The sequence below is a fragment of the Chitinimonas sp. JJ19 genome (assembly GCF_036961565.1).
Classification (GTDB): Bacteria; Pseudomonadota; Gammaproteobacteria; order Burkholderiales; family Chitinimonadaceae; genus Chitinimonas.
In genome coordinates this window covers 28,638-47,315 of the sequence record NZ_JBAMDD010000016.1, presented here as the reverse complement: position 1 = coordinate 47,315, position 18,678 = coordinate 28,638, and the positions used below count along the sequence as shown (strand labels likewise).

General features: G+C 59.7%; 20 protein-coding genes and 2 tRNA genes. 15 read left to right on the top strand and 7 right to left on the bottom strand.

The features are described 5' to 3' along the window. Positions 1-75: 75 nt before the first annotated feature. Positions 76-621 (bottom strand): oligoribonuclease, encoded by a 546-nt coding sequence (gene orn / locus V7714_RS17215; RefSeq protein ID WP_284197427.1) that lies wholly within the window; start codon positions 619-621, stop codon positions 76-78. 91 nt (positions 622-712) lie between these two features. Between orn and V7714_RS17210 the strand changes: the two genes are divergently transcribed. The 10 genes from V7714_RS17210 (at position 713) to V7714_RS17165 (ending at position 9,097) form a co-directional block, all read left to right on the top strand. After that, positions 713-1,966, top strand: coding sequence for a M48 family metallopeptidase (locus tag V7714_RS17210; RefSeq protein WP_335710815.1), 1,254 nt, complete (start codon positions 713-715; stop codon positions 1,964-1,966). Between the two features lie 2 nt (positions 1,967-1,968). Then, the gene (locus V7714_RS17205) at positions 1,969-2,298 is read left to right on the top strand and encodes a low molecular weight protein tyrosine phosphatase family protein (protein ID WP_335710853.1); all 330 of its coding nucleotides are present in this window, start codon (positions 1,969-1,971) and stop codon (positions 2,296-2,298) included. 37 nt (positions 2,299-2,335) lie between these two features. Further along, complete coding sequence (locus V7714_RS17200) at positions 2,336-2,650, top strand: 4a-hydroxytetrahydrobiopterin dehydratase (protein WP_335710814.1); 315 nt, start codon at positions 2,336-2,338, stop codon at positions 2,648-2,650. After that, positions 2,647-3,510 carry a ribosome small subunit-dependent GTPase A gene (rsgA, locus tag V7714_RS17195; RefSeq protein WP_335710813.1) on the top strand — a complete coding sequence of 288 codons (864 nt, stop codon included), beginning with the start codon at positions 2,647-2,649 and terminating at the stop codon, positions 3,508-3,510. Before V7714_RS17200 ends, rsgA begins: the two co-directional genes overlap by 4 nt. A gap of 137 nt (positions 3,511-3,647) precedes the next feature. After that, positions 3,648-3,860 carry a 30S ribosomal protein S21 gene (gene rpsU, locus V7714_RS17190; protein WP_072427461.1) on the top strand — a complete coding sequence of 71 codons (213 nt, stop codon included), beginning with the start codon at positions 3,648-3,650 and terminating at the stop codon, positions 3,858-3,860. 250 nt (positions 3,861-4,110) lie between these two features. After that, positions 4,111-4,551: a GatB/YqeY domain-containing protein gene (locus V7714_RS17185; protein ID WP_335710812.1), complete on the top strand. Its 441-nt coding sequence runs from the start codon at positions 4,111-4,113 to the stop codon at positions 4,549-4,551. 155 nt (positions 4,552-4,706) lie between these two features. Further along, positions 4,707-6,599, top strand: a complete 1,893-nt coding sequence (gene dnaG, locus V7714_RS17180) for a DNA primase (RefSeq protein WP_335710811.1) — start codon at positions 4,707-4,709, stop codon at positions 6,597-6,599. A 215-nt stretch (positions 6,600-6,814) separates the two neighbouring features. After that, positions 6,815-8,755: an RNA polymerase sigma factor RpoD gene (rpoD, locus tag V7714_RS17175; protein ID WP_308447058.1), complete on the top strand. Its 1,941-nt coding sequence runs from the start codon at positions 6,815-6,817 to the stop codon at positions 8,753-8,755. Positions 8,756-8,764: 9 nt separating this feature from the next. Beyond that, positions 8,765-8,841: transfer RNA gene (locus V7714_RS17170), tRNA-Ile, on the top strand. 180 nt (positions 8,842-9,021) lie between these two features. Continuing rightward, positions 9,022-9,097: transfer RNA gene (locus tag V7714_RS17165), tRNA-Thr, on the top strand. Positions 9,098-9,412: 315 nt separating this feature from the next. On the opposite strand, the gene yiaA is transcribed toward V7714_RS17165, so the two are convergent. Together yiaA and V7714_RS17155 are read right to left on the bottom strand one after the other, a co-directional pair. Then, positions 9,413-9,856, bottom strand: coding sequence for an inner membrane protein YiaA (gene yiaA, locus V7714_RS17160; RefSeq protein WP_284197432.1), 444 nt, complete (start codon positions 9,854-9,856; stop codon positions 9,413-9,415). A 218-nt stretch (positions 9,857-10,074) separates the two neighbouring features. After that, positions 10,075-10,470, bottom strand: a complete 396-nt coding sequence (locus tag V7714_RS17155) for a GFA family protein (RefSeq protein WP_335710810.1) — start codon at positions 10,468-10,470, stop codon at positions 10,075-10,077. 196 nt (positions 10,471-10,666) lie between these two features. Between V7714_RS17155 and V7714_RS17150 the strand changes: the two genes are divergently transcribed. Beyond that, positions 10,667-11,707, top strand: coding sequence for a patatin-like phospholipase family protein (locus V7714_RS17150; RefSeq protein ID WP_335710809.1), 1,041 nt, complete (start codon positions 10,667-10,669; stop codon positions 11,705-11,707). A 206-nt stretch (positions 11,708-11,913) separates the two neighbouring features. Further along, complete coding sequence (locus tag V7714_RS17145; RefSeq protein WP_335710808.1) at positions 11,914-12,555, top strand: isopenicillin N synthase family dioxygenase; 642 nt, start codon at positions 11,914-11,916, stop codon at positions 12,553-12,555. Here V7714_RS17145 and V7714_RS17140 read toward each other — a convergent pair. The 4 genes from V7714_RS17140 to V7714_RS17125 form a co-directional block, all read right to left on the bottom strand. Then, on the bottom strand, positions 12,552-12,707 hold the full coding sequence (locus V7714_RS17140; protein ID WP_335710807.1) for a DUF5829 family protein: 156 nt from the start codon (positions 12,705-12,707) through the stop codon (positions 12,552-12,554). The two genes, V7714_RS17145 and V7714_RS17140, sit on opposite strands and share 4 nt — an antisense overlap. Before the next feature lie 71 nt (positions 12,708-12,778). Continuing rightward, positions 12,779-14,569: an aspartate--tRNA ligase gene (gene aspS, locus V7714_RS17135; protein WP_335710806.1), complete on the bottom strand. Its 1,791-nt coding sequence runs from the start codon at positions 14,567-14,569 to the stop codon at positions 12,779-12,781. An 83-nt stretch (positions 14,570-14,652) separates the two neighbouring features. Then, positions 14,653-15,294: a DUF502 domain-containing protein gene (locus tag V7714_RS17130; RefSeq protein ID WP_335710805.1), complete on the bottom strand. Its 642-nt coding sequence runs from the start codon at positions 15,292-15,294 to the stop codon at positions 14,653-14,655. 27 nt (positions 15,295-15,321) lie between these two features. Next, the gene (locus tag V7714_RS17125) at positions 15,322-15,597 is read right to left on the bottom strand and encodes an FmdB family zinc ribbon protein (RefSeq protein WP_335710804.1); all 276 of its coding nucleotides are present in this window, start codon (positions 15,595-15,597) and stop codon (positions 15,322-15,324) included. Positions 15,598-15,840: 243 nt separating this feature from the next. Between V7714_RS17125 and V7714_RS17120 the strand changes: the two genes are divergently transcribed. The 3 genes from V7714_RS17120 to V7714_RS17110 all read left to right on the top strand — a co-directional run bounded on the left by V7714_RS17120 (position 15,841) and on the right by V7714_RS17110 (position 18,588). After that, positions 15,841-16,272: a DUF2147 domain-containing protein gene (locus V7714_RS17120; RefSeq protein ID WP_335710803.1), complete on the top strand. Its 432-nt coding sequence runs from the start codon at positions 15,841-15,843 to the stop codon at positions 16,270-16,272. A gap of 150 nt (positions 16,273-16,422) precedes the next feature. Beyond that, positions 16,423-17,436 (top strand): hypothetical protein, encoded by a 1,014-nt coding sequence (locus tag V7714_RS17115; RefSeq protein ID WP_335710802.1) that lies wholly within the window; start codon positions 16,423-16,425, stop codon positions 17,434-17,436. Positions 17,437-17,871: 435 nt separating this feature from the next. Continuing rightward, positions 17,872-18,588 (top strand): TetR/AcrR family transcriptional regulator, encoded by a 717-nt coding sequence (locus tag V7714_RS17110; RefSeq protein WP_284197648.1) that lies wholly within the window; start codon positions 17,872-17,874, stop codon positions 18,586-18,588. Positions 18,589-18,678 lie beyond the last annotated feature (90 nt).

The following is an 18,678-nucleotide window of genomic DNA, read 5'->3' as shown; positions in this document are numbered from 1 at the left end:
TGGGTAGTGGCGGGCTGTGCAGGCACCAGGGCAGCCCTGATACCAGATGTCAGCGCCGCCTGAACCAGCAGGCGCTTACATTTTCAGGAAATGCTCGCGGTAGTACTTGAGTTCGTCGATGGACTCATACACGTCGGCAAGCGCCTCGTGCCTGCCTGTCTTCTTGAGCCCCTTGGCCACCTCGGGCTTCCAGCGCTTGCACAACTCCTTGAGGGTGGAGACATCCAGGTTGCGGTAATGGAACCAGGCCTCCAGCTCTGGCATCCAGCGCGCCATGAAGCGGCGATCCTGGTGTATGGTGTTGCCGCACATGGGCGATGCACCCTTCGGTACATGCTCACCCAAAAAGGCCAGCAGTTGGGCAATCACGGCGGCTTCGTCCAGTGTCGATGCCTTGACCTTGTCTATCAGTCCCGATTTGCCGTGGGTGTTCTTGTTCCAGTCATCCATGGCATCCAGCACGCTATCGGGCTGGTGCACCACCAGAACGGGGCCTTCGGCCACGGTATTGAGTTCGTTATCGGTAATCACCACCGCCACTTCGATGATGCGATCACGGTCGGGCTCCAGCCCGGTCATTTCCATGTCGAGCCAGATGAGCCGATTGGGGTCTTGTGCCATACTTCGCCGTTATCTTTCCGTCACTTGCTACACCTAGGTTGAGCAAGCGGCATTTGTCCTTGTAGATTTTCTTATTTTCGCACACACCGGCATGACCGCCCACGTATTCAGCCTCGTCTTTATTGCCTTCCTGGTTTTATCCACCCTCCTGCAGCTCTGGCTCAAGACCCGGCACCTGCGGCACGTACTGGCCCACCGCGCCGCCGTGCCTGCCGACTTTGCCAGCCAGATCGAGCTGGACGCCCATCAGAAAGCAGCCGACTATACTGCCGCTAAGATGCGTTTTGCCCGCATCAGCATAGCCTGGGAAGCCCTGCTGCTGGCCGCCTTTACCCTGGGTGGCGGCATAGGCTGGCTCGATGCTACCGCCCGTGAGCTGGCGGGCACCGGCATCTGGGCCGGGTTGGCACTGATCGCCGGCCTGACCCTGGTAAATGGTGTGTTGTCCCTGCCGTTCTCGCTCTACGCCACCTTTGTGCTGGAGGCGCGCTTTGGCTTCAACAAAGTCACCCCTGCGGTATTCGTGACCGACATGGTCAAATCCACCCTACTGGGCGCTGCGCTCGGCCTACCCTTGATCGCCCTGATTCTATGGTTGATGGAAGCCTCAGGCAGCCTGTGGTGGCTGTATGCTTGGGCCGTCTGGGTGGCCTTCGGCCTGGCCGTCATGGCCATCTACCCTACCTTCATCGCCCCCCTGTTCAACAAGTTCACCCCGTTGGCCGATGCCACTCTCAAGCAGCGCATTGATGCGCTGCTGAACAAGTGCGGCTTTGCCAGCAATGGTGTGTTCGTGATGGATGGCAGCAAGCGCTCCAGCCATGGCAATGCCTATTTCACCGGTTTTGGCAAAACCAAGCGCATCGTCTTCTTCGACACATTGGTCGAACGCCTTACGCCGCTGGAAGTAGAAGCCGTACTGGCGCATGAATTGGGCCACTACAAGCGCAAGCACATCATCAAACGCATGGCCACCATGTACGGCCTGGGCCTGCTGACCATGGCGCTGCTGGGCTATATCAAGGACACCAGCTGGTTCTATGCCGGCCTGGGTGTGGCCGTACCTTCCACGGCAGCCGCCCTGATCCTGTTCTTCCTTGCCTTGCCGGTATTTACCTTCCCCTTTGGCTGGATAGCCAGCCGAGGCTCGCGCAAGCATGAATACGAGGCCGACGAATACGCCGCCGAGGTCAGCGATGGCAGCGCCCTGATTTCTGGTCTGGTCAAACTCTATCGCGACAATGCCGCCACCTTGACACCCGACCCACTGCACTCCCTGTTCTACGATTCGCACCCACCGGCGGCCTTGCGTATTGCCGCATTGCGCGGACAGGGCCGGGGTTGAGCGTGATACGTGCCTTGTTCCTTTGCAGCCAGAACCGCCTGCGCAGCCCGACAGCCGAGCAGGTATTCTGCAACTGGCCCCATGTAGAGACCGATTCCGCCGGCCTTGGTAACGACGCCACCGTGCCGCTGTCGCCCGAGCAAATAGCCTGGTCCAGCGTCATCTTCGTGATGGAGCGCGCCCATCGCAACAAGCTCTCCAAGCATTTCAGGCAACACCTGAACGGCAAGCAAGTCATCTGCCTGAATATCCCTGATGACTATGATTACATGCAACCCGAACTGATCAAGCTACTCGAAGTAAAAGTCGGCCCTTTTCTGCGCCTGCGCTGAAACGCCAACCATCGAGTCACACCAAAGGAACCCTCCCATGTCATTAGCCCAAGAGCCCTGCCCTGCTGTCGTCAACCCGCTCAGCGATGCTGAAGTCCAAGCCCTGCTGGGCCAGGTAAGCGATTGGGCCATCGAATCCGGCAAGCTGGTCAAGACCTTCCGCTTTGCCAACTATTACGAGACGCTGGCCTTCGTGAATGCCTCAGCCTATATCTCGCACAAGGTAGATCACCACCCAGAGCTGCACGTAACCTACAACACGGTGCGCATCGCTTACGACACCCACTCGGTAAACGGCCTCAGCCGCAACGATTTTGTGTGTGCTGCCCGCACGGATGCACTGTTGGGATGAGTACAGTCGCCCGTATCGTCCAATCGCACGGCAAGGCATTTATCGTTGACCTGGCAGGTCGCCGCTATGTGGCAACGGCGCGCCGCAAGAAGACCGACTATGCCGTGGGCGACCAGGTGGAGATCGTGGTACTGAACGAGGAGCAGGCCGTGATTGAGCGCGCCCAGCCGCGCACCAGCCTGCTGTATCGATCGGACGAATGGCGCGAGAAGCTGATTGCCGCCAACGTGACCCAGATTGCCATCGTACTGGCAGCCGTGCCCAGTTTCTACGAGGAACTGCTGAGCCGCTGCCTGGTGGCAGCCGAAGACGCCGATATACGGGCCCTGATCGTGCTGAACAAGGCCGACCTGCCCGAGACCGCAGCCGCACGGGATGTGCTGGCGCCCTATGCTGCATTGGGCTACCCCATGCTGGAGCTGAGCGCCAAGACCGACATCACACCACTCTGGCCCTGGCTGGAAGGCCAGATCACCGTGTTTGTAGGCCAGAGCGGCATGGGCAAGACCACCCTGGTCAACGGCCTGCTGCCCGAGGTAAACGCCCGCACCAACGAGATATCGACAGCGCTGGACTCCGGCAAGCACACCACCACCCACGCCACGCTGTACCGCCTGCCCAACGGCGGCGAGTTGATCGATTCACCAGGCCTGCAGGAATTCGGCATGCGCCACCTGCGGGGCGATCGACTGATCAGCCTGTTCCCCGAAATGCGCCAGTATGCCGGCCAGTGCCGCTTCCAGAACTGCCGGCATGACAGGGAACCCAGCTGTGCCCTGATCGCCGCCGCCGAGCGCGGCGATATCCTGCCGCAGCGGCTGCAACTACTGCGCAAGCTGCGCAGCGAGTGCCCAAATTGATGGCAGGCAGCATATCGCTAGCAGAAAACACCGCAAAAACAGTCTTTTAATTGCCAAACACCACCCAACCGGACTAGAATCGCAGTCCGCAGCATTTTTTATTTAACCCTTTCAGTTAGAAAGCAGGACTGATCTTCATGCCTAACGTACGCGTCAAGGAAAACGAGCCGTTCGAAGTAGCCATGCGCCGCTTCAAGCGCGCAGTGGAAAAAACCGGCCTCCTCACCGAACTCCGCGCTCGCGAGTTCTACGAAAAGCCGACCACTGAGCGCAAGCGTAAGCTCGCTGCCGCTGTGAAGCGCCATTACAAGCGCATTCGCAGCCAGATGCTGCCGAAGAAGTACTACTAAGCAGCGTTTTCCGCGTACCGTGACACGAGTGCCGTTGGCTCGTGAAACACGCGCTCAGGGCCGCCGGTTTACTGGCGGCTTTGTGTTTTTTGGGCGCAGCAGGCAAGCCTCGCCCTAGCGAGGCACGATGCATAAGGCCGATATGGCCACGGCCTTGGCAGCAGTTTCGATTTCAGCAGCGCCATGTCGCAATGCGTCGGCGCCAGCCGCCGCCCTACCTTCTGCCCAACCTCCAGGATAAGAGCCCACCATGAGTCTGAAGCAACGCATTACCGACGACATGAAAACTGCCATGCGCGAGAAGGATACCGCTCGCCTCGGTACCATCCGCCTGCTGCTGGCCGCCATGAAGCAGAAGGAAGTGGACGAACGCATCGAGCTGAGCGACGACCAGATCGTTGCCATCATCGACAAAATGCAAAAGCAACGCCGCGATTCCATCAGCCAGTATGAGAACGCCAAGCGGCAGGATCTGGCCGATATCGAAAAAGCCGAGATGGTGGTACTGGAAGGCTATATGCCCCAGCAGGCCGACGAAGCCGAAGTCGCCGCCATCCTGGATGCTGCCATCGCCACCCACGGCGCCACCGTTGCCGCCATGGGCAAGATCATGGCCGAGGTAAAGCCCAAGCTGGCCGGCCGCGCCGACATGAGCAAGGTTTCTGCGCTGATCAAAGCCCGCCTGGCCTGATCGCTGCGCACTGCAAGCCCATGGAATGACCAGAGGGAGGCCCCGGCATCCCTCATGGCGCCAGATGGCAGCCCCAACCCTGCAAAGGGTGGGCGACATCCGCACCCGGAAGTGACCTACACTGCTTTACCGCCAGCCGTACAGCTGCTACCCCCATGGCTTTGATACCGGAAGAATTCGTCCAGGACCTGCTTAATCGCCTCGATATCGTCGAGGTGGTCGAGCGCTATCTGCCGCTCAAGAAAGCCGGCCAGAACTACGCTGCCTGCTGCCCCTTCCATAAGGAAAAATCGCCCTCCTTCACCGTCAGCCCCACCAAGCAGTTCTATCACTGCTTTGGTTGCGGCGTACATGGCTCCGCCATTGGCTTTGTGATGGAGCACGAAGGATTGAGCTTTCCGGATGCGGTCGAAAAACTGGCCGAATCGGTAGGCATGCAGCTACCCAAAAGCGAAGGGCGCAGCAACGATGCCCCCCGGCGCATCCAGCAAACCAGCCTGGTCGATCTCAACACCCGGGCCATGCATTACTACCGCGAACAGCTGAAAGCCAGCCCGCGAGCCATCGACTATCTCAAGCGCCGAGGCCTCAGCGGCCAGATTGCCGCCCGCTTCGGCCTGGGCTACGCGCCCGACAACTGGCACCCCCTGGCCGAGTGCTTCAGCGATTACGCCACCAATGCACAGCTCAATGAAGTAGGCCTGGTGATAGACCACGCCGATAGCGGACGCCGCTATGACCGCTTTCGTGACCGGGTGGTGTTTCCCATCATGGATGGCAAAAGCCAGGTCATCGGTTTTGGCGGCCGCATCATTGACCAGGGCGAACCCAAGTACCTCAACTCCCCCGAAACCCCCCTATTCCAAAAGGGCCTGGAACTATACGGCCTACCCCAGGCGCGGCAGGCCATACGGGCCAGCAACCGGGTACTGGTGGTGGAAGGCTACATGGACGTGGTGGCACTGGCGCAGCTTGGCGTGGAGTACAGCGTCGCCACCCTGGGCACTGCCTGCACGCCAGAACACGTCAAGAAACTGATGCGCCTGGCCGACCAGGTGGTGTTCAGCTTCGATGGTGATAAAGCCGGCCGCCGCGCCGCCTGGCGTGCACTGGAAAACAGCCTGGCCCTGGCCAACGACGGCAAGACCCTGTCCTTTTTGTTTTTGCCGCAGGAGCACGACCCAGACAGCTATATTCGCGAGTTTGGCAAAGACGCCTTTGAAACCCTGATCGAGCGTGAAGCACTGGGCCTGGTGGCCTTTATGTGCCGCGAACTGGCCAGCCAGGTCGATCTGGATAGCGACGAAGGCAAGGCCAAGCTGATGCACCTGGCCAAGCCGCTGGTCGAACAGATCAAGGCGCCCGCACTGGGCATCTTGCTGCGCAAGAAGCTGGCCGAAATGGCCGGGATGGACGGTGGCGAGGCAGCCCAGTTGCTGGGCGGCGTGGCATACGCCCCCCAACAGGGCCAGGCCGCTCGCCCCAACAAGCAGGAATGGGGCAACAAGAAGAAGCCCTGGAACAAGGACGGCGGGGGTTTCAGTGGTGAGCGTGGCAGTTGGAAAGGCCGCGACCAGGAAAACCGTGGCGCCCCACCGCCCGACGGCCCGCGCGAAACCCGCGACCTGGCTTTTGAGCTCTTGCAATTATTGGTGGTCGCCCCCAAGTATGCCTTGGAGTTGCCGCAGCAGGCACTGCCCGCCAACCCGCAAAACCCCACCCAAAGAGCCATCGTGCGCCTGGTGGACTACGTTTGCGAGCAGGCCCAGCCCCCTGCCAGCGGGCACCTGCTGGAAGCGCTGCGCGGCGATGACAGCCACGCCGTGTTGAACAAGGCCTTCGTCAAGAGTCGCGACAGCTATCGCGAAGGCGAGGATGCAGTATTGGGTCAGGCCTGGAAGTTTGCCCTGGAGCGCTACCTGCTGATGATGGAAAAACCCAGGGCGGCACAGCGGCTGGCAGAACTGGCAAGGCTGGACTTTGGCAGCATGACCCAGGAAGAGCGCGAAGAATATGGCCGCCTGACCATGCTGGGACGCAAGACATAAATCCGGCAAAACACCGGGTAGCACACTAAACTGAGTGGTAATAGCGATGGTGTCAGGCGCCATCGCCAGCAGCGCAGCGGTTTCGCCCCAGGCCCACAACCCGTGTTTCGGGCCTGCAGTGCGAAGTCGCTGTTTTCCTTAGCGGAATACCTGTCAAAAGCCGGTAGTCCGTGTTACAATTTGCGGTTTCCCCGTTCCAAATCGAGATAGCACAGATGGCGGCAGATCAAGAGCTCGACAAGTCCGAAGCCAAGCGCGACGCAGAACCGCGTCTCGACAATGAGGCCCGTAAGGCCCGCTTCAAGAACCTCATCGTGCTCGGCAAGGAGCGGGGTTACCTGACTTACGCCGAGATCAACGATCACCTGCCAGAAGACATGCTGGACGCCGAGCAGATCGAAGGCGTCATCAGCATGATCACAAATATGGGCATCCAGGTCTACGACGAGGCACCCGATGCCGAATCGTTGCTGATGTCCGACGCCGCACCGGCCGCAGTGGCCGATGACGACGTAGCCGAAGAAGCCGAAGCCGCACTGTCGACAGTGGACTCCGACTTCGGCCGCACCACCGACCCCGTGCGTATGTACATGCGCGAAATGGGTACGGTAGAGCTGTTGACGCGCGAAGGCGAAATCGAAATCGCCAAGCGTATCGAAGACGGCCTCAAGCATATGATCCAGGCCATTACCGCCTGCCCCACCACCATCAGCCACATTATCGGCATGGTGGACAAGGCCCTGGCCGACGAGATTCGTATCGACGAAGTCGTGGACGACTTCATCGACCCCAACGCCATTGAAGAAGAAGCCGCACCGCCAGAGCTGAGCGATGCCGAGAGCGACGAAGACGTCGCCCTGGAAGACACCGGCGACGACGATGACGAAGAAGGCGAAGGCGCTGCCGCCGCCGCTGCCGCTGCCAACCTTGAAGAACTCAAGAACAAGGCCCGCGAACACTTTGAAGTGATCCGCGACCTGTTCGACAAGATGATCAAGGCACTGGCCAAGCATGGCCCGCACAGCAAGCAGTATCTGGCCCTGCAAGAACAGGTTTCGGCCGAGTTCCTCAAGATCCGCTTCTCTGCCCGCCAGGTCGAAAACCTGTGCGACAGCCTGCGCAATATGGTGGACGAGATCCGTGGCTACGAGCGCGAGATCATGGACATCTGCGTGCAGAAGGTTCGCATGCCGCGCGAGCACTTCATCAAGACCTTCCCCGGCAATGAAGACAACCTGGATTGGGTCAAGAACGAGATCAATTCCGGCAAGGCCTACTCCGGCATCCTGGAGCGCTACCAGCACGCCGTGATGGAAAAGCAATCCAAGCTGGCCGAGCTGCAAGCCAACGCCATGCTGCCGATCAAGGACCTGAAGGAAATCAACCGTCAGATGTCCACCGGCGAAGCCAAGGCACGCCGCGCCAAGCGCGAAATGATCGAGGCCAACCTGCGCCTAGTGATCTCCATCGCCAAGAAGTACACCAACCGCGGCCTGCAGTTCCTTGATCTGATCCAGGAAGGCAACATCGGCCTGATGAAGGCCGTGGACAAGTTCGAATACCGCCGTGGCTACAAGTTCTCGACCTACGCCACCTGGTGGATCCGGCAGGCCATCACCCGCTCGATCGCCGACCAGGCCCGTACCATCCGTATCCCGGTACACATGATCGAGACCATCAACAAGATGAACCGCATTTCGCGGCAAATCCTGCAGGAAACAGGCCTTGAGCCCGATCCAGCGACCTTGGCCGAGCGCATGGACATGCCCGAGGACAAGATCCGCAAGATACTCAAGATCGCCAAGGAACCGATCTCGATGGAAACCCCCATCGGTGACGACGACGACAGCCACCTGGGCGACTTCATCGAAGACCAGAACAACCTGGCCCCGGTGGACGCTGCGGTCTACGCCAGCCTGCGCGACGCAACCCGCGACGTGCTGGACACGCTGACCCCACGCGAAGCCAAGGTGCTGCGCATGCGCTTCGGTATCGAGATGAACACCGACCACACGCTGGAAGAAGTCGGCAAGCAGTTCGACGTCACCCGCGAGCGTATCCGCCAGATCGAAGCCAAGGCCCTGCGCAAGCTGCGTCACCCGACCCGCTCGGAACGTCTGAAGAGCTTCCTCGACAGCCTGACCAGCGAAGGCTGATAAGTTATTGGGCCTGTAGCTCAGTTGGTTAGAGCAGAGGACTCATAATCCTTTGGTCCACGGTTCAAGTCCGTGCGGGCCCACCAGTAGTCTCAAAGGCCTGTGTCGCAAGACACAGGCCTTTGTTACGTCCAGCCCTACCCAACCAAGCCACAACCCGCCAGCGGCAGCCCCACTAGCCCGCCATAAACTCGCAAAAGCATATTCACAATCCGCCCCAGCATCGCTATACTAGCGGGCTGTATGTGAGCTAACACAGCTCAAGTGCCGGTGTAGCTCAGTTGGTAGAGCAGCGCATTCGTAATGCGAAGGTCGTAGGTTCGACTCCTATCTCCGGCACCACAGAATCAAGGGCTTAGCCGCAAGGCTAGGCCCTTTTCTCATTCCCTCGCCAACTAAGTGACAACGGAGAATCCTCCATCCCGGCTTGATTGGCGCCCCAGAGCCGACCTGCAGCGCCCGCCTCCCAACTAGCTTTAGGTGCCTGCGCAGCACGGCATAGCGGCATTGCCTCCGGCGCAGCAGAAATAGCCCGCTACGGTTCTTACCTGACTTGGATCCAGTGAAGTGCGCCGCTCCGGCTTCGATCACTCAGAAACAAAAAACGCAAAAGCCACTCATCGAGTGGCTTTCTTGTTTTCCGTCCCACAGGCCAAGCTACTCCAGCGGCTGCGGTCGGGTATCGCCTATGGGGGTGGTACCGCCTTGCAGCAAGGCAACGTCGCGCACGTTCTTCTGTACAGTCACTGCGGCAAACAGGCTCAGTATGTAAGCCATGGCGTAGAAGCCTTTTTCGGCTGGGGCCAGCGTAGCGTTCCACAAGCCCACTGCCAGCAGCAGCAACGACAAGCCCACCGACACCCAGCACAGGCCGAAGTAAAGCCCCGTCGCGGGGATGCCTTCCATGCGGTCACGCACGGTTTTTTGCAGGGATACGGCCGAGAACAAGCCGTACATCAGGATCACGAAGTAGTAACCCTTCTCGTTGAGCTGCATGGCGGCATTCCACAAGCCGGCCATATAGGTACCCGCGCCCACAAACAGGGCCACCCAGGCTGCGCCGACAAAGGCTGCAGTAGGACGTTGCAACTGAGGTTTCATGCGCTCTCCCTTATCCTTGTTTGATTGTTCACCCGGCCCACACCCTCGCGACGCGCAAGGTGCCAGCCCGCTGGCTTGTGCAGTAAAACGCAGCGCCAGCCTGATGGTTTATTCAGTCGGCATAGTATAGCAAGCGCCTGACAACGCAATATCCGGTCGCTCCCCATGGCGGTGTTTGCGCACGATTACCGTTTTAGGCGCCGTCCATAGTGGGCTGCTTAGCGTATGTGCTCCGCATCAGCTGGCGGCACAACCCAGCTGTGCATGCGCTCCTCATAGACGGAGACACTGGGCGCGGGGAAGCCCGGATCGGCGAATGCGCCAACAGGAATGGCAAGGTACGCATCCAGCCCACCCAGCTCGTAGTAGACCGTGGCGCCGCAATGGGGGCAAAAGTGGAACCGGACGTGTGAGCCTTCATCCCCGACCCGCACATACTCGGTCGAGGCGCCGGCAAACACTACCTGCTCGCGAAGGAATCTGGCCTGCTGGCCAAAGACACTGCCCGTTCTGCGCTGGCAGGCCAGGCAGTGGCAGATGGAGACGCGCACGGGTTCGCCGACGACCATGGCCGTGAGCTGACCGCAACTGCAGGATGCCAGACGCTGGGACATGGGGTTTAACCCTCCTCGAGGAAAATGGCAGGATGATAGCGGCAGTGGCTACCAAGGTCAGTACCCATGCCCCCACAGGACACACCCAGTCCTGGCAGGCATCCGGCAGTCACGGCTCGGTGTATATTGGGTAGCGACCCTGCATCATGCCAGCCGCCGCGCTTCGATTCCCCTCTACCCTGACCTAGCCGCCACCATGACTACGACCACCACCAAGCGTAAGAAAATCGATCTCGGCCTGCAAGGCGGAGGAGCCCATGGTGCATTTACCTGGGGGGTATTACACCGGCTGCTGCAGGAACAGGAACTCGACATTGTCGGCATCAGCGGCACCAGTGCCGGCGCCATGAATGCGGTGGTGCTGGCAGATGGCCTGGCCAAGGATGGCCGGGATGGTGCGATAGCCGCACTGGCCAACTTTTGGCGCGGGGTCAGCAATCTGGGTTTGCTGTCTCCCTTCAAGCGTACTCCTTGGGATGTACTGTTTGGCCGTTGGAGTCTGGATTCCTCGCCCTATTACGCCTTGTTCGACATGATGTCGCATCTGGTGTCGCCTTACGACATCAACCCGCTCAATATCAATCCGCTGCGCAACCTGCTGGAAGACGCCGTGGATTTCGAGCGTTTGCGCAGCAGCCGGCAGCTCAAGCTGTTTGTCACGGCCACCAACGTGCGTTCGGGCGCTGCGCGGGTGTTCGAGCGCAAGGAGTTGACCGCCGATACGGTCATGGCTTCGGCCTGCCTGCCCTACCTGTTCCAGGCGGTGGAAATCGACGGCGAAGCCTATTGGGATGGTGGCTACACCGGCAATCCTTCGCTCTTCCCCCTGATACACGATACCCGTGCCGATGACTTACTGATCGTCCAAGTCAACCCCTTGCAGCGCGACGAAGTGCCAGAAGACACCCGTGCCATCCTGAACCGCATCAACGAGATCACCTTCAATGCCAGCCTGATCAAGGAACTGCGGGGCGTTGCCCTGCTGGGCAGGCTGGCCCGCCGCAATGAGGTACTGGATGAGCGCTACCGCGAACTGAACGTGCACCTCATCCACGGCGAATCCTGCCTGGAACGCATGTCGGCTTCCAGCAAGATGAATACCGAATGGGCCTTCTTCGAACTGCTGCACGATATCGGCTTCGACGTCGCCAGCAATTGGTTGGCTGAGAACGGCGAGCACATAGGACAAAAGTCCACCCTGGACTTTGGCGACGCGCTGTTCCGCTGGACAGACTGAACCTGGCAGCCCTGTCCAAGCGCAGCGAGGTTGCCTCACCCCTTCCGTTCAGCCTAGCGCACACCAGATATCCCCCTAGCCGAGCAAGCGTATGTGTCACTTTATGCACATGCGTCGCCTTGGCACGCAATCAATAGACCTTTTTGTTATTTTAATTTGTTTTGTATTGCATTTTGGAATAAACAACGCTTGCTACACAGTCCCATATGCTTACATATCAGCCAGCCGAACCCGCACTATCCACGCCTAGCCTGCTGGTACTAGACTTCAGCCACTTTCATGCCGCAGAGCCCGCCAGGCAGGCCTTCCTCGATCAGCTTCGCCGGGCGGCACATGAGATCGGTTTCTTCTACCTGACCGGCCATGGCATAGACCCCGCACTGCAGCAGCAGGTATTGGCAGTCAGCAGGCAGTTCTTCAACCTGCCTGCAGCGGCCAAGCATGGCGTCAGCATGGTCAACTCGCCCCACTTCCGGGGTTACACCCAGATAGGCAGCGAGCTGACGCTGGGTAAACAGGATTGGCGCGAGCAGTTCGATCTGATGGAGGAGGCCATCGCACTCAGCAGCATTGCCCAAGACCAGCCCTGGCTCCGGCTACAGGGCCCCAATCAATGGCCCACAGCACTGCCCGCCATGCGTGGCATTGTCCTCACATGGCAAGAGAGCCTGCGCAAGCTGAGCCAACAGTTGCTGCAAGCTTTTGCGCTGGCGCTGGGCCAGCCAGCCACGGCCTTTGATGCCTCGGTGGCAGAAGGGGCTTTTCAGCATCTCAAGCTGATACGCTACCCCGGCCGTGAGCAGACCCGGGACGATCAAGGCGTGGGCGCCCACAAGGATGCAGGCTAGGCGCCTGTCCACTGCCTGCCATCGTCCATCGCAGCGGTATTGACCGTCAGCACGGCAAACTCCTGACGCATGAAGGGCGACGCCACGATGGCATCGCGGGTGGCCTGGTCCAGATAGAGGTAAAGATGATTGAGCGTCACCCTAGGCAGCACGCAGGAATTCTCCGAGACAGATGCAAAAACGGGACGCCTGAGCGTCCCGTCCTGTTGCCTGCAGCTGGCGATCAAGCCACTTGCGGGGTGTTGCGCAGCTTGATGTGCAACTCACGCAATTGCTTTTCGTCCACGCTGTTGGGCGCCTGGGTCAGCAGGCACTGGGCACGCTGGGTCTTGGGGAAGGCAATCACGTCGCGGATGGATTCTGCACCGGTCATCAAGGTCACCAGACGATCCAGGCCAAAGGCCAGGCCGCCGTGGGGAGGCGCACCGTACTGGAGGTTTTCCAGCAGGAAGCCGAACTTGTTCTGGGCTTCTTCGGCGCCGATGTTGAGCGCTTCGAATACGGTGGACTGCATGTCGGCACGGTGAATACGCACCGAACCACCACCCAGCTCCCAACCGTTCAGCACCATATCGTAGGCGCGTGCCTTGCACTTGCCCGGATCGGTCTTGAGGAACTCGATGTGTTCGACCTTGGGGCTGGTGAAGGGGTGATGGCAAGCCGTCCAGCGCTTGCTGTCTTCGTCGTATTCGAACATGGGGAAGTCCACCACCCACAGCGGCTTCCATTCGCGGGTAAAGAAGCCACCGGCCTCGCCCTTTTCATGGCCGATCTTGATACGCAAGGCGCCGATGGCTTCGTTCACCACCTTGGCCTTGTCCGCACCGAAGAACACGATATCGCCGTTCTGTGCACCAGTGCGCTCGATAATGGCGGCCAGCGCTTCAGGCGTCAGGTTCTTGACGATAGGCGACTGCAGGCCCTCTTCGTTCAGCTTGGTGACGTCATTGACCTTGATATAGGCCAGGCCCTTGGCACCATAGATGCCAACAAACTGCGTCCAGGCATCGATCTCGGAGCGGGTAAAGGCAGCACCGCCCGGCACGCGCATACCGACCACACGGCCACCGTCCATATTGGCCGCGCCGCTGAACACCTTGAACGGCACATCCTTCATGACTTCGGTCAGCTCGGTGAACTTCAAGGTCACCCGCATATCCGGCTTGTCCGAGCCATAGTAGAACATGGCGTCGTCGTACTGCATGCGGGGGAACTTGCCCAGGTCCACGCCTATGGCTTCCTTGAACACATGGACGGCCATCTCTTCCATGATGTCCATGATCTCTTCTTCACCGAGGAAGGAGGTTTCCACGTCGATCTGGGTGAATTCAGGCTGGCGGTCGGCGCGCAGGTCTTCGTCACGGAAGCACTTGGTGATCTGGTAGTAACGGTCAAAGCCCGCCACCATCAGCAGCTGTTTGAACAGCTGCGGGCTTTGCGGCAGGGCAAAGAACTGGCCGTCATGCACACGGCTGGGCACCAGGTAGTCGCGGGCACCTTCCGGTGTAGAGCGGGTCAGCATAGGGGTTTCGATATCGATGAAACCACGGCTGTCGAGGAAGTTACGCACCAGCAGGGCCACCTTGTAGCGCAGGCGCAGGTTCTTCTGCATGGCCGGGCGGCGCAGGTCGATGACGCGGTGCTGCAGGCGGGTCATCTCGCTGAGGTTTTCCTCGTCGATCTGGAACGGCGGGGTATTGGCCGCGTTGAGGATGACAATCTGCTTGGCCAGAATCTCGATCTCGCCCGACACCAGGTTGGCATTGGCCGTACCGGCCGGGCGCTCACGCACAATGCCGGTCACTTCCACCACGAACTCCGACCTTACGGTATCGGCCAAGGCAAAGGCTTCTGGGGTATCGGGGTCGATCACCACCTGCACCAGGCCTTCGCGGTCACGCAGGTCGATGAAGATCACGCCGCCGTGGTCGCGGCGACGATGCGCCCAGCCCTTGATGGTGACGGTTTGGGAGAGGTAGCGCTTGTCGATCAAGCCGCAGTAGTCGGTACGCATGGCAGTTCCAGTAACAGATTGGCCCGGGTAGGGCCGGATTTTCTTGGATAACGAAAACTAAACAGAACAGGCGGGTTTGCCGCCTAGCCTGGCAAATTCGGGCTGAGCTGCTTGCAGGGCGTATCGCCATTGGCTTTGCCGCCGGGTGCAACCACACCCATGGAAATCACATACTTGAGCGCCTCGTCCACGCTCATATCAAGCTCTATGGTGGCCGACTTCTTCACCACCATGAAGTAACCCGAAGTCGGGTTGGGCGTGGTCGGCACATAGACCGACACATGCTCCCCATCCAGCTGGCAGGCCAGCTCAGGCGCTGGGGTACCGGTCAGAAAGGCCACCGTCCAGGCATCGCCGTGCGGAAAACGCACCAGCAAGGCTTTGCGGAAGGCATTGCCGGAGTCGGACAGCACCGTATCGGATACCTGCTTCACCGAGCCGTAGATGGATTTCACCACCGGAATACGGTTGAGGACTTCTTCCCAGAATCTCACCATCCGCTGGCCCAGGATATTGGCGGTCAGCAAGCCGGTCAGCAACAGTATGGCCATGACCAGCACCACACCGAGACCAGGGATGTGTACGCCTATCCAGTCGCGCGGGCGGTTCCCATCGGGCAGGAGCAGCAAGAGGCTGTCCAGTGCACCCACCAGGGTACTGATCACCCAGAGGGTGATGCCTAGCGGCACCCAGATCAGCAGTCCGGTAACAAAGTAGCGCTTCATCCGTGGCTTTCGGTGTCGGTTATCAAATCAGGCGCAGCTGCCGCAACCGCCGGTACCGCAGGCGTGGGCACCCGCATCGGCCGTTGCCGTCTCGGTTTTTGCAGGCACGCTGGTACTGCTGCCGCCCTTGAAATCGGTGGCATACCAGCCCGAGCCCTTCAGTTGAAAGCCAGCGGCCGACAGTTGCTTGGCAAAGCTAGCCTTGCCGCATGAGGGGCAATCGGTCAGCACAGGGTCGGACAGCTTGCGCAGTACTTCGGCACGATGGCCGCAATCAGTGCATTGGTAATCGTAGATCGGCATGTTCTCTCTCCTTCCTGATACAGGGAAAAGCCCAATCAAAGCCGCGCATTATAACGCAGCGCAGCAAGCGCGGTGAGGTTGAAAATGCGGGTAAACGTCCAGCAATTCAAGCGCTAGCTACACGAACGCAACACTTGCCCCAGCCAGCCAGCCCCATTGCTTAACCCACACCGGGCAACCATGGCATGCTAGCGCCCAAACCCCATTACATAGCGCGGCCGCAGCGCCGCCACGGAGACAACCATGCACCTGACCCGCCCCCTGCTTGCCAGCCTGCTGGCCCTGGCCATCAGCCCCGCCTTTGCCGATGCCAACAGCCCCATAGGCAACTGGAAGAACATCAGCGACAAAACCAACAAGCCCGAAGCCATCATCCAGATCTGGGAGGAGAATGGCGAGCTCAAGGGCAAGCTCACCAAGCTGTTCGAGAGCAAGGAAACCCTCTGCACCGCCTGCAAAGGCGACAAGAAGAACAAACCCTTGATAGGGCTGGAGATTATCTGGGGCGTCAAGAAAGATGGCGACGAGTGGGCCGGTGGCAAGATCATGGACCCCGACAACGGCGATATCTACAGCGTAAAGCTGGCCTTGGCTGATGGTGGTCAGAAGCTCAAGGTACGTGGCTATATGGGTTTCTCGCTGCTGGGTCGCACCCAGACTTGGGTACGCGAATAAGCCCCCCACCGCCAGCCCTGCCACAAGGCCTTAACCAGCATGCTGCGGCCGGCGCATTCCGCGCCTACGCCGCCCCATACTGGAAATTTCACGTGTAGCGAGTAGGATGCGCGCCCCATACGCCCTCACTCCTCGCTCACGAGCTCAGCCATGTCCTTGTTGAAAGTCCTGCGTCTACAGCCCTACGCCACCCTGGCTAAAGACCTGCCCACCCCCAGCGCCAAGGCATTGCATGACAAGGTGCTTCGTAGCAACTATGTCGATGCGGAGCTGATGTTCGGCAAACTGTCGGGGGAAGCCAAGGAACGCGCAGTCTATGGCTACGCCAACCTGGGCGATGCCGTCGATGCTGCGGCAGCCTGGACCAAAAGCGCACCACGCTCCGCACTCGCCCACACGCTGCTCGGCGCATCACTGGTGATAGCAGGCTGGAAGATACGTGGAGGCAGCTATGCAGAATACGTCGACGAAGACGCTTGGCGTCCCTTTTTCGAGCACCTGGAAGCCGCCAAGTCTGCCCTGGAAAAAGCCGCAGAACTCGACACCAGCGCCGCCGAAGCGCTGGCTTGGTTGATACATCTTGGCGTGGGCAAGAGTGAAGACCGGGAGCAAATAGACAACTGGTTTGAAGAGGGCCTGCGCAGGCAACCCACCCACTGGGCCCTGCATATGAAGTACTTCCATGCGACTACGCAAAAGTGGGGCGGCAGTCACAATGAAATGTTCGCTTACGCCGCAGACTGTTCCGCCAAATCCCCACCCGGCAGCATGCTGCATGCCCTGGTCGCCTTCGCCTATAGCGAATACGCTCTTTCACTGAACTCAGGCCAAAGCAGCGCAAGTCTGAAAACCCTGCGTAATGAGAAAAACGCCAAAGCCTTGGTCGCCGCACTGTATAAATGGGTGAGTGCCAAACCGGGTGAGCTGGAAGCCAAGCTGATGCGCGTATCCAGCCCGTTCAGCAGCGCTGGCCTCAATCACTTTGCTGCCACACTGTATCTCTGCGGTGCCACAGATGAAGCCAAGCTTGTGCTGGCGGCCCTGCGTGGCGAGATAGATTCAGTACCTTGGGGTTGGATAGCAAGCTCCACGAAGGAGAACGCCGCACCTGCTTTCGTCTATGACAAAGCCTGCCGCGAGCTAGGGCTAGTGCAGGATTGGTAGGCGATGCGCCAACCCTTTGCAACGCACATGTTTTAACTTTCGCGCAACCAGCACCTAGCTATCGGTTGCCAACAAGGCCGTTCAATACCCCGAGAGTACCAAGCCCGAAGAGAACGCCTAGCGGCGCCTGTCAGCCCAGCGAATACTCGAATACCCCACGCTGGACAGGGATACCCCATCGGGGCGGCAGGCAGAAGCCACGCAAGCACCACAAGCCGCCCACCCTGTCACCAGCAACCCTGCTAGCTTGCCCAGGCGACCACCAGAGGCTATGTATATCCGCTGCAGCCAAGCTTGCCGATCAATGGTCATCAAAATACGGTACATCCGTACAATAATGACCAGAGAGCGCGCTGATTGCATGGCATGTGGCCCCCGGCCCACCACTTTTGTGGCAAGACAAAGATAAAACCTGCCGGGAAAATATTGTTGCAAATGCATACCGGTATCATTCCGGTAGAATTGATCGCCATGAACAACCTCACCATAGAGCACACCAGCAGTGCCACTGGCCGAAAACTGCAACGACGGGGCGAAGAGTCGCGCCGCCGCATACTTGACGCAACCCTGGTGTTGATCGCCAAACGGGGGCTGCATGGCATCACCCATAGGGCGATCGCCGCCGAGGCTGGCGTTCCCCTGTCGCTGACCACCTATTTCTTCAACGGCATGAACGATCTGATCGAACAGACCTTCGATCATTTCGTCCTGGTCGCCGCCAAAGACAATGTAGAGATGCTGAACCAGCTCAATCTCTATTTGTCCGACTTACCGCCAGAGATCCTGCTGCGCTCGGGCGACGCGCGCGTGGCGGTTCATCTCGAAGTCACGCGGCGGCTGGCCAACTTCATACGTATGCAGGCAGAGCTGCATTCCGTCGGGCTTGCCGTAGAGCTGAACTTCCTCTCGCTCTACCGGCTGGACCCACCGGTACGTGCCAAAGTGGTAGCCTATCGTGCCATGCTGGTATCCGGCATCGCGCAACTGGCCCGCATGGTGGGCTCCGATCAACCGGAAGTCGATGCCTCGCTGGTGCTCAGTGTCATCCACCGCCTGCAGTTCGAATGCATGAACCTGCCGCCACCGTGGCCCGAGAGCCTGCTGGAAGCAGAGATCGGCCGCATGCTGGCACTGGTCTTCCGCCTGCACTGAACCCGCCATTGCAACAAGCACCGGCAAACCCGCATTGCCACGCCCCTTGGGCGGCAGGCAGCATGATAGGCCTGACCGTGACAGCCCCGC

Excerpts from the sequence above, each read along its gene's own strand:
- orn (WP_284197427.1), bottom strand. The coding sequence starts at position 621 with ATGGCACAAGACCCCAATCGGCTCATCTGGCTCGACATGGAAATGACC.
- V7714_RS17210 (WP_335710815.1), top strand. The coding sequence starts at position 713 with ATGACCGCCCACGTATTCAGCCTCGTCTTTATTGCCTTCCTGGTTTTA.
- V7714_RS17200 (WP_335710814.1), top strand. The coding sequence starts at position 2,336 with ATGTCATTAGCCCAAGAGCCCTGCCCTGCTGTCGTCAACCCGCTCAGC.
- rsgA (WP_335710813.1), top strand. The coding sequence starts at position 2,647 with ATGAGTACAGTCGCCCGTATCGTCCAATCGCACGGCAAGGCATTTATC.
- rpsU (WP_072427461.1), top strand. The coding sequence starts at position 3,648 with ATGCCTAACGTACGCGTCAAGGAAAACGAGCCGTTCGAAGTAGCCATG.
- V7714_RS17185 (WP_335710812.1), top strand. The coding sequence starts at position 4,111 with ATGAGTCTGAAGCAACGCATTACCGACGACATGAAAACTGCCATGCGC.
- dnaG (WP_335710811.1), top strand. The coding sequence starts at position 4,707 with ATGGCTTTGATACCGGAAGAATTCGTCCAGGACCTGCTTAATCGCCTC.
- rpoD (WP_308447058.1), top strand. The coding sequence starts at position 6,815 with ATGGCGGCAGATCAAGAGCTCGACAAGTCCGAAGCCAAGCGCGACGCA.
- yiaA (WP_284197432.1), bottom strand. The coding sequence starts at position 9,856 with ATGAAACCTCAGTTGCAACGTCCTACTGCAGCCTTTGTCGGCGCAGCC.
- V7714_RS17155 (WP_335710810.1), bottom strand. The coding sequence starts at position 10,470 with ATGTCCCAGCGTCTGGCATCCTGCAGTTGCGGTCAGCTCACGGCCATG.
- V7714_RS17150 (WP_335710809.1), top strand. The coding sequence starts at position 10,667 with ATGACTACGACCACCACCAAGCGTAAGAAAATCGATCTCGGCCTGCAA.
- V7714_RS17145 (WP_335710808.1), top strand. The coding sequence starts at position 11,914 with ATGCTTACATATCAGCCAGCCGAACCCGCACTATCCACGCCTAGCCTG.
- aspS (WP_335710806.1), bottom strand. The coding sequence starts at position 14,569 with ATGCGTACCGACTACTGCGGCTTGATCGACAAGCGCTACCTCTCCCAA.
- V7714_RS17130 (WP_335710805.1), bottom strand. The coding sequence starts at position 15,294 with ATGAAGCGCTACTTTGTTACCGGACTGCTGATCTGGGTGCCGCTAGGC.
- V7714_RS17125 (WP_335710804.1), bottom strand. The coding sequence starts at position 15,597 with ATGCCGATCTACGATTACCAATGCACTGATTGCGGCCATCGTGCCGAA.
- V7714_RS17120 (WP_335710803.1), top strand. The coding sequence starts at position 15,841 with ATGCACCTGACCCGCCCCCTGCTTGCCAGCCTGCTGGCCCTGGCCATC.
- V7714_RS17115 (WP_335710802.1), top strand. The coding sequence starts at position 16,423 with ATGTCCTTGTTGAAAGTCCTGCGTCTACAGCCCTACGCCACCCTGGCT.
- V7714_RS17110 (WP_284197648.1), top strand. The coding sequence starts at position 17,872 with ATGCATACCGGTATCATTCCGGTAGAATTGATCGCCATGAACAACCTC.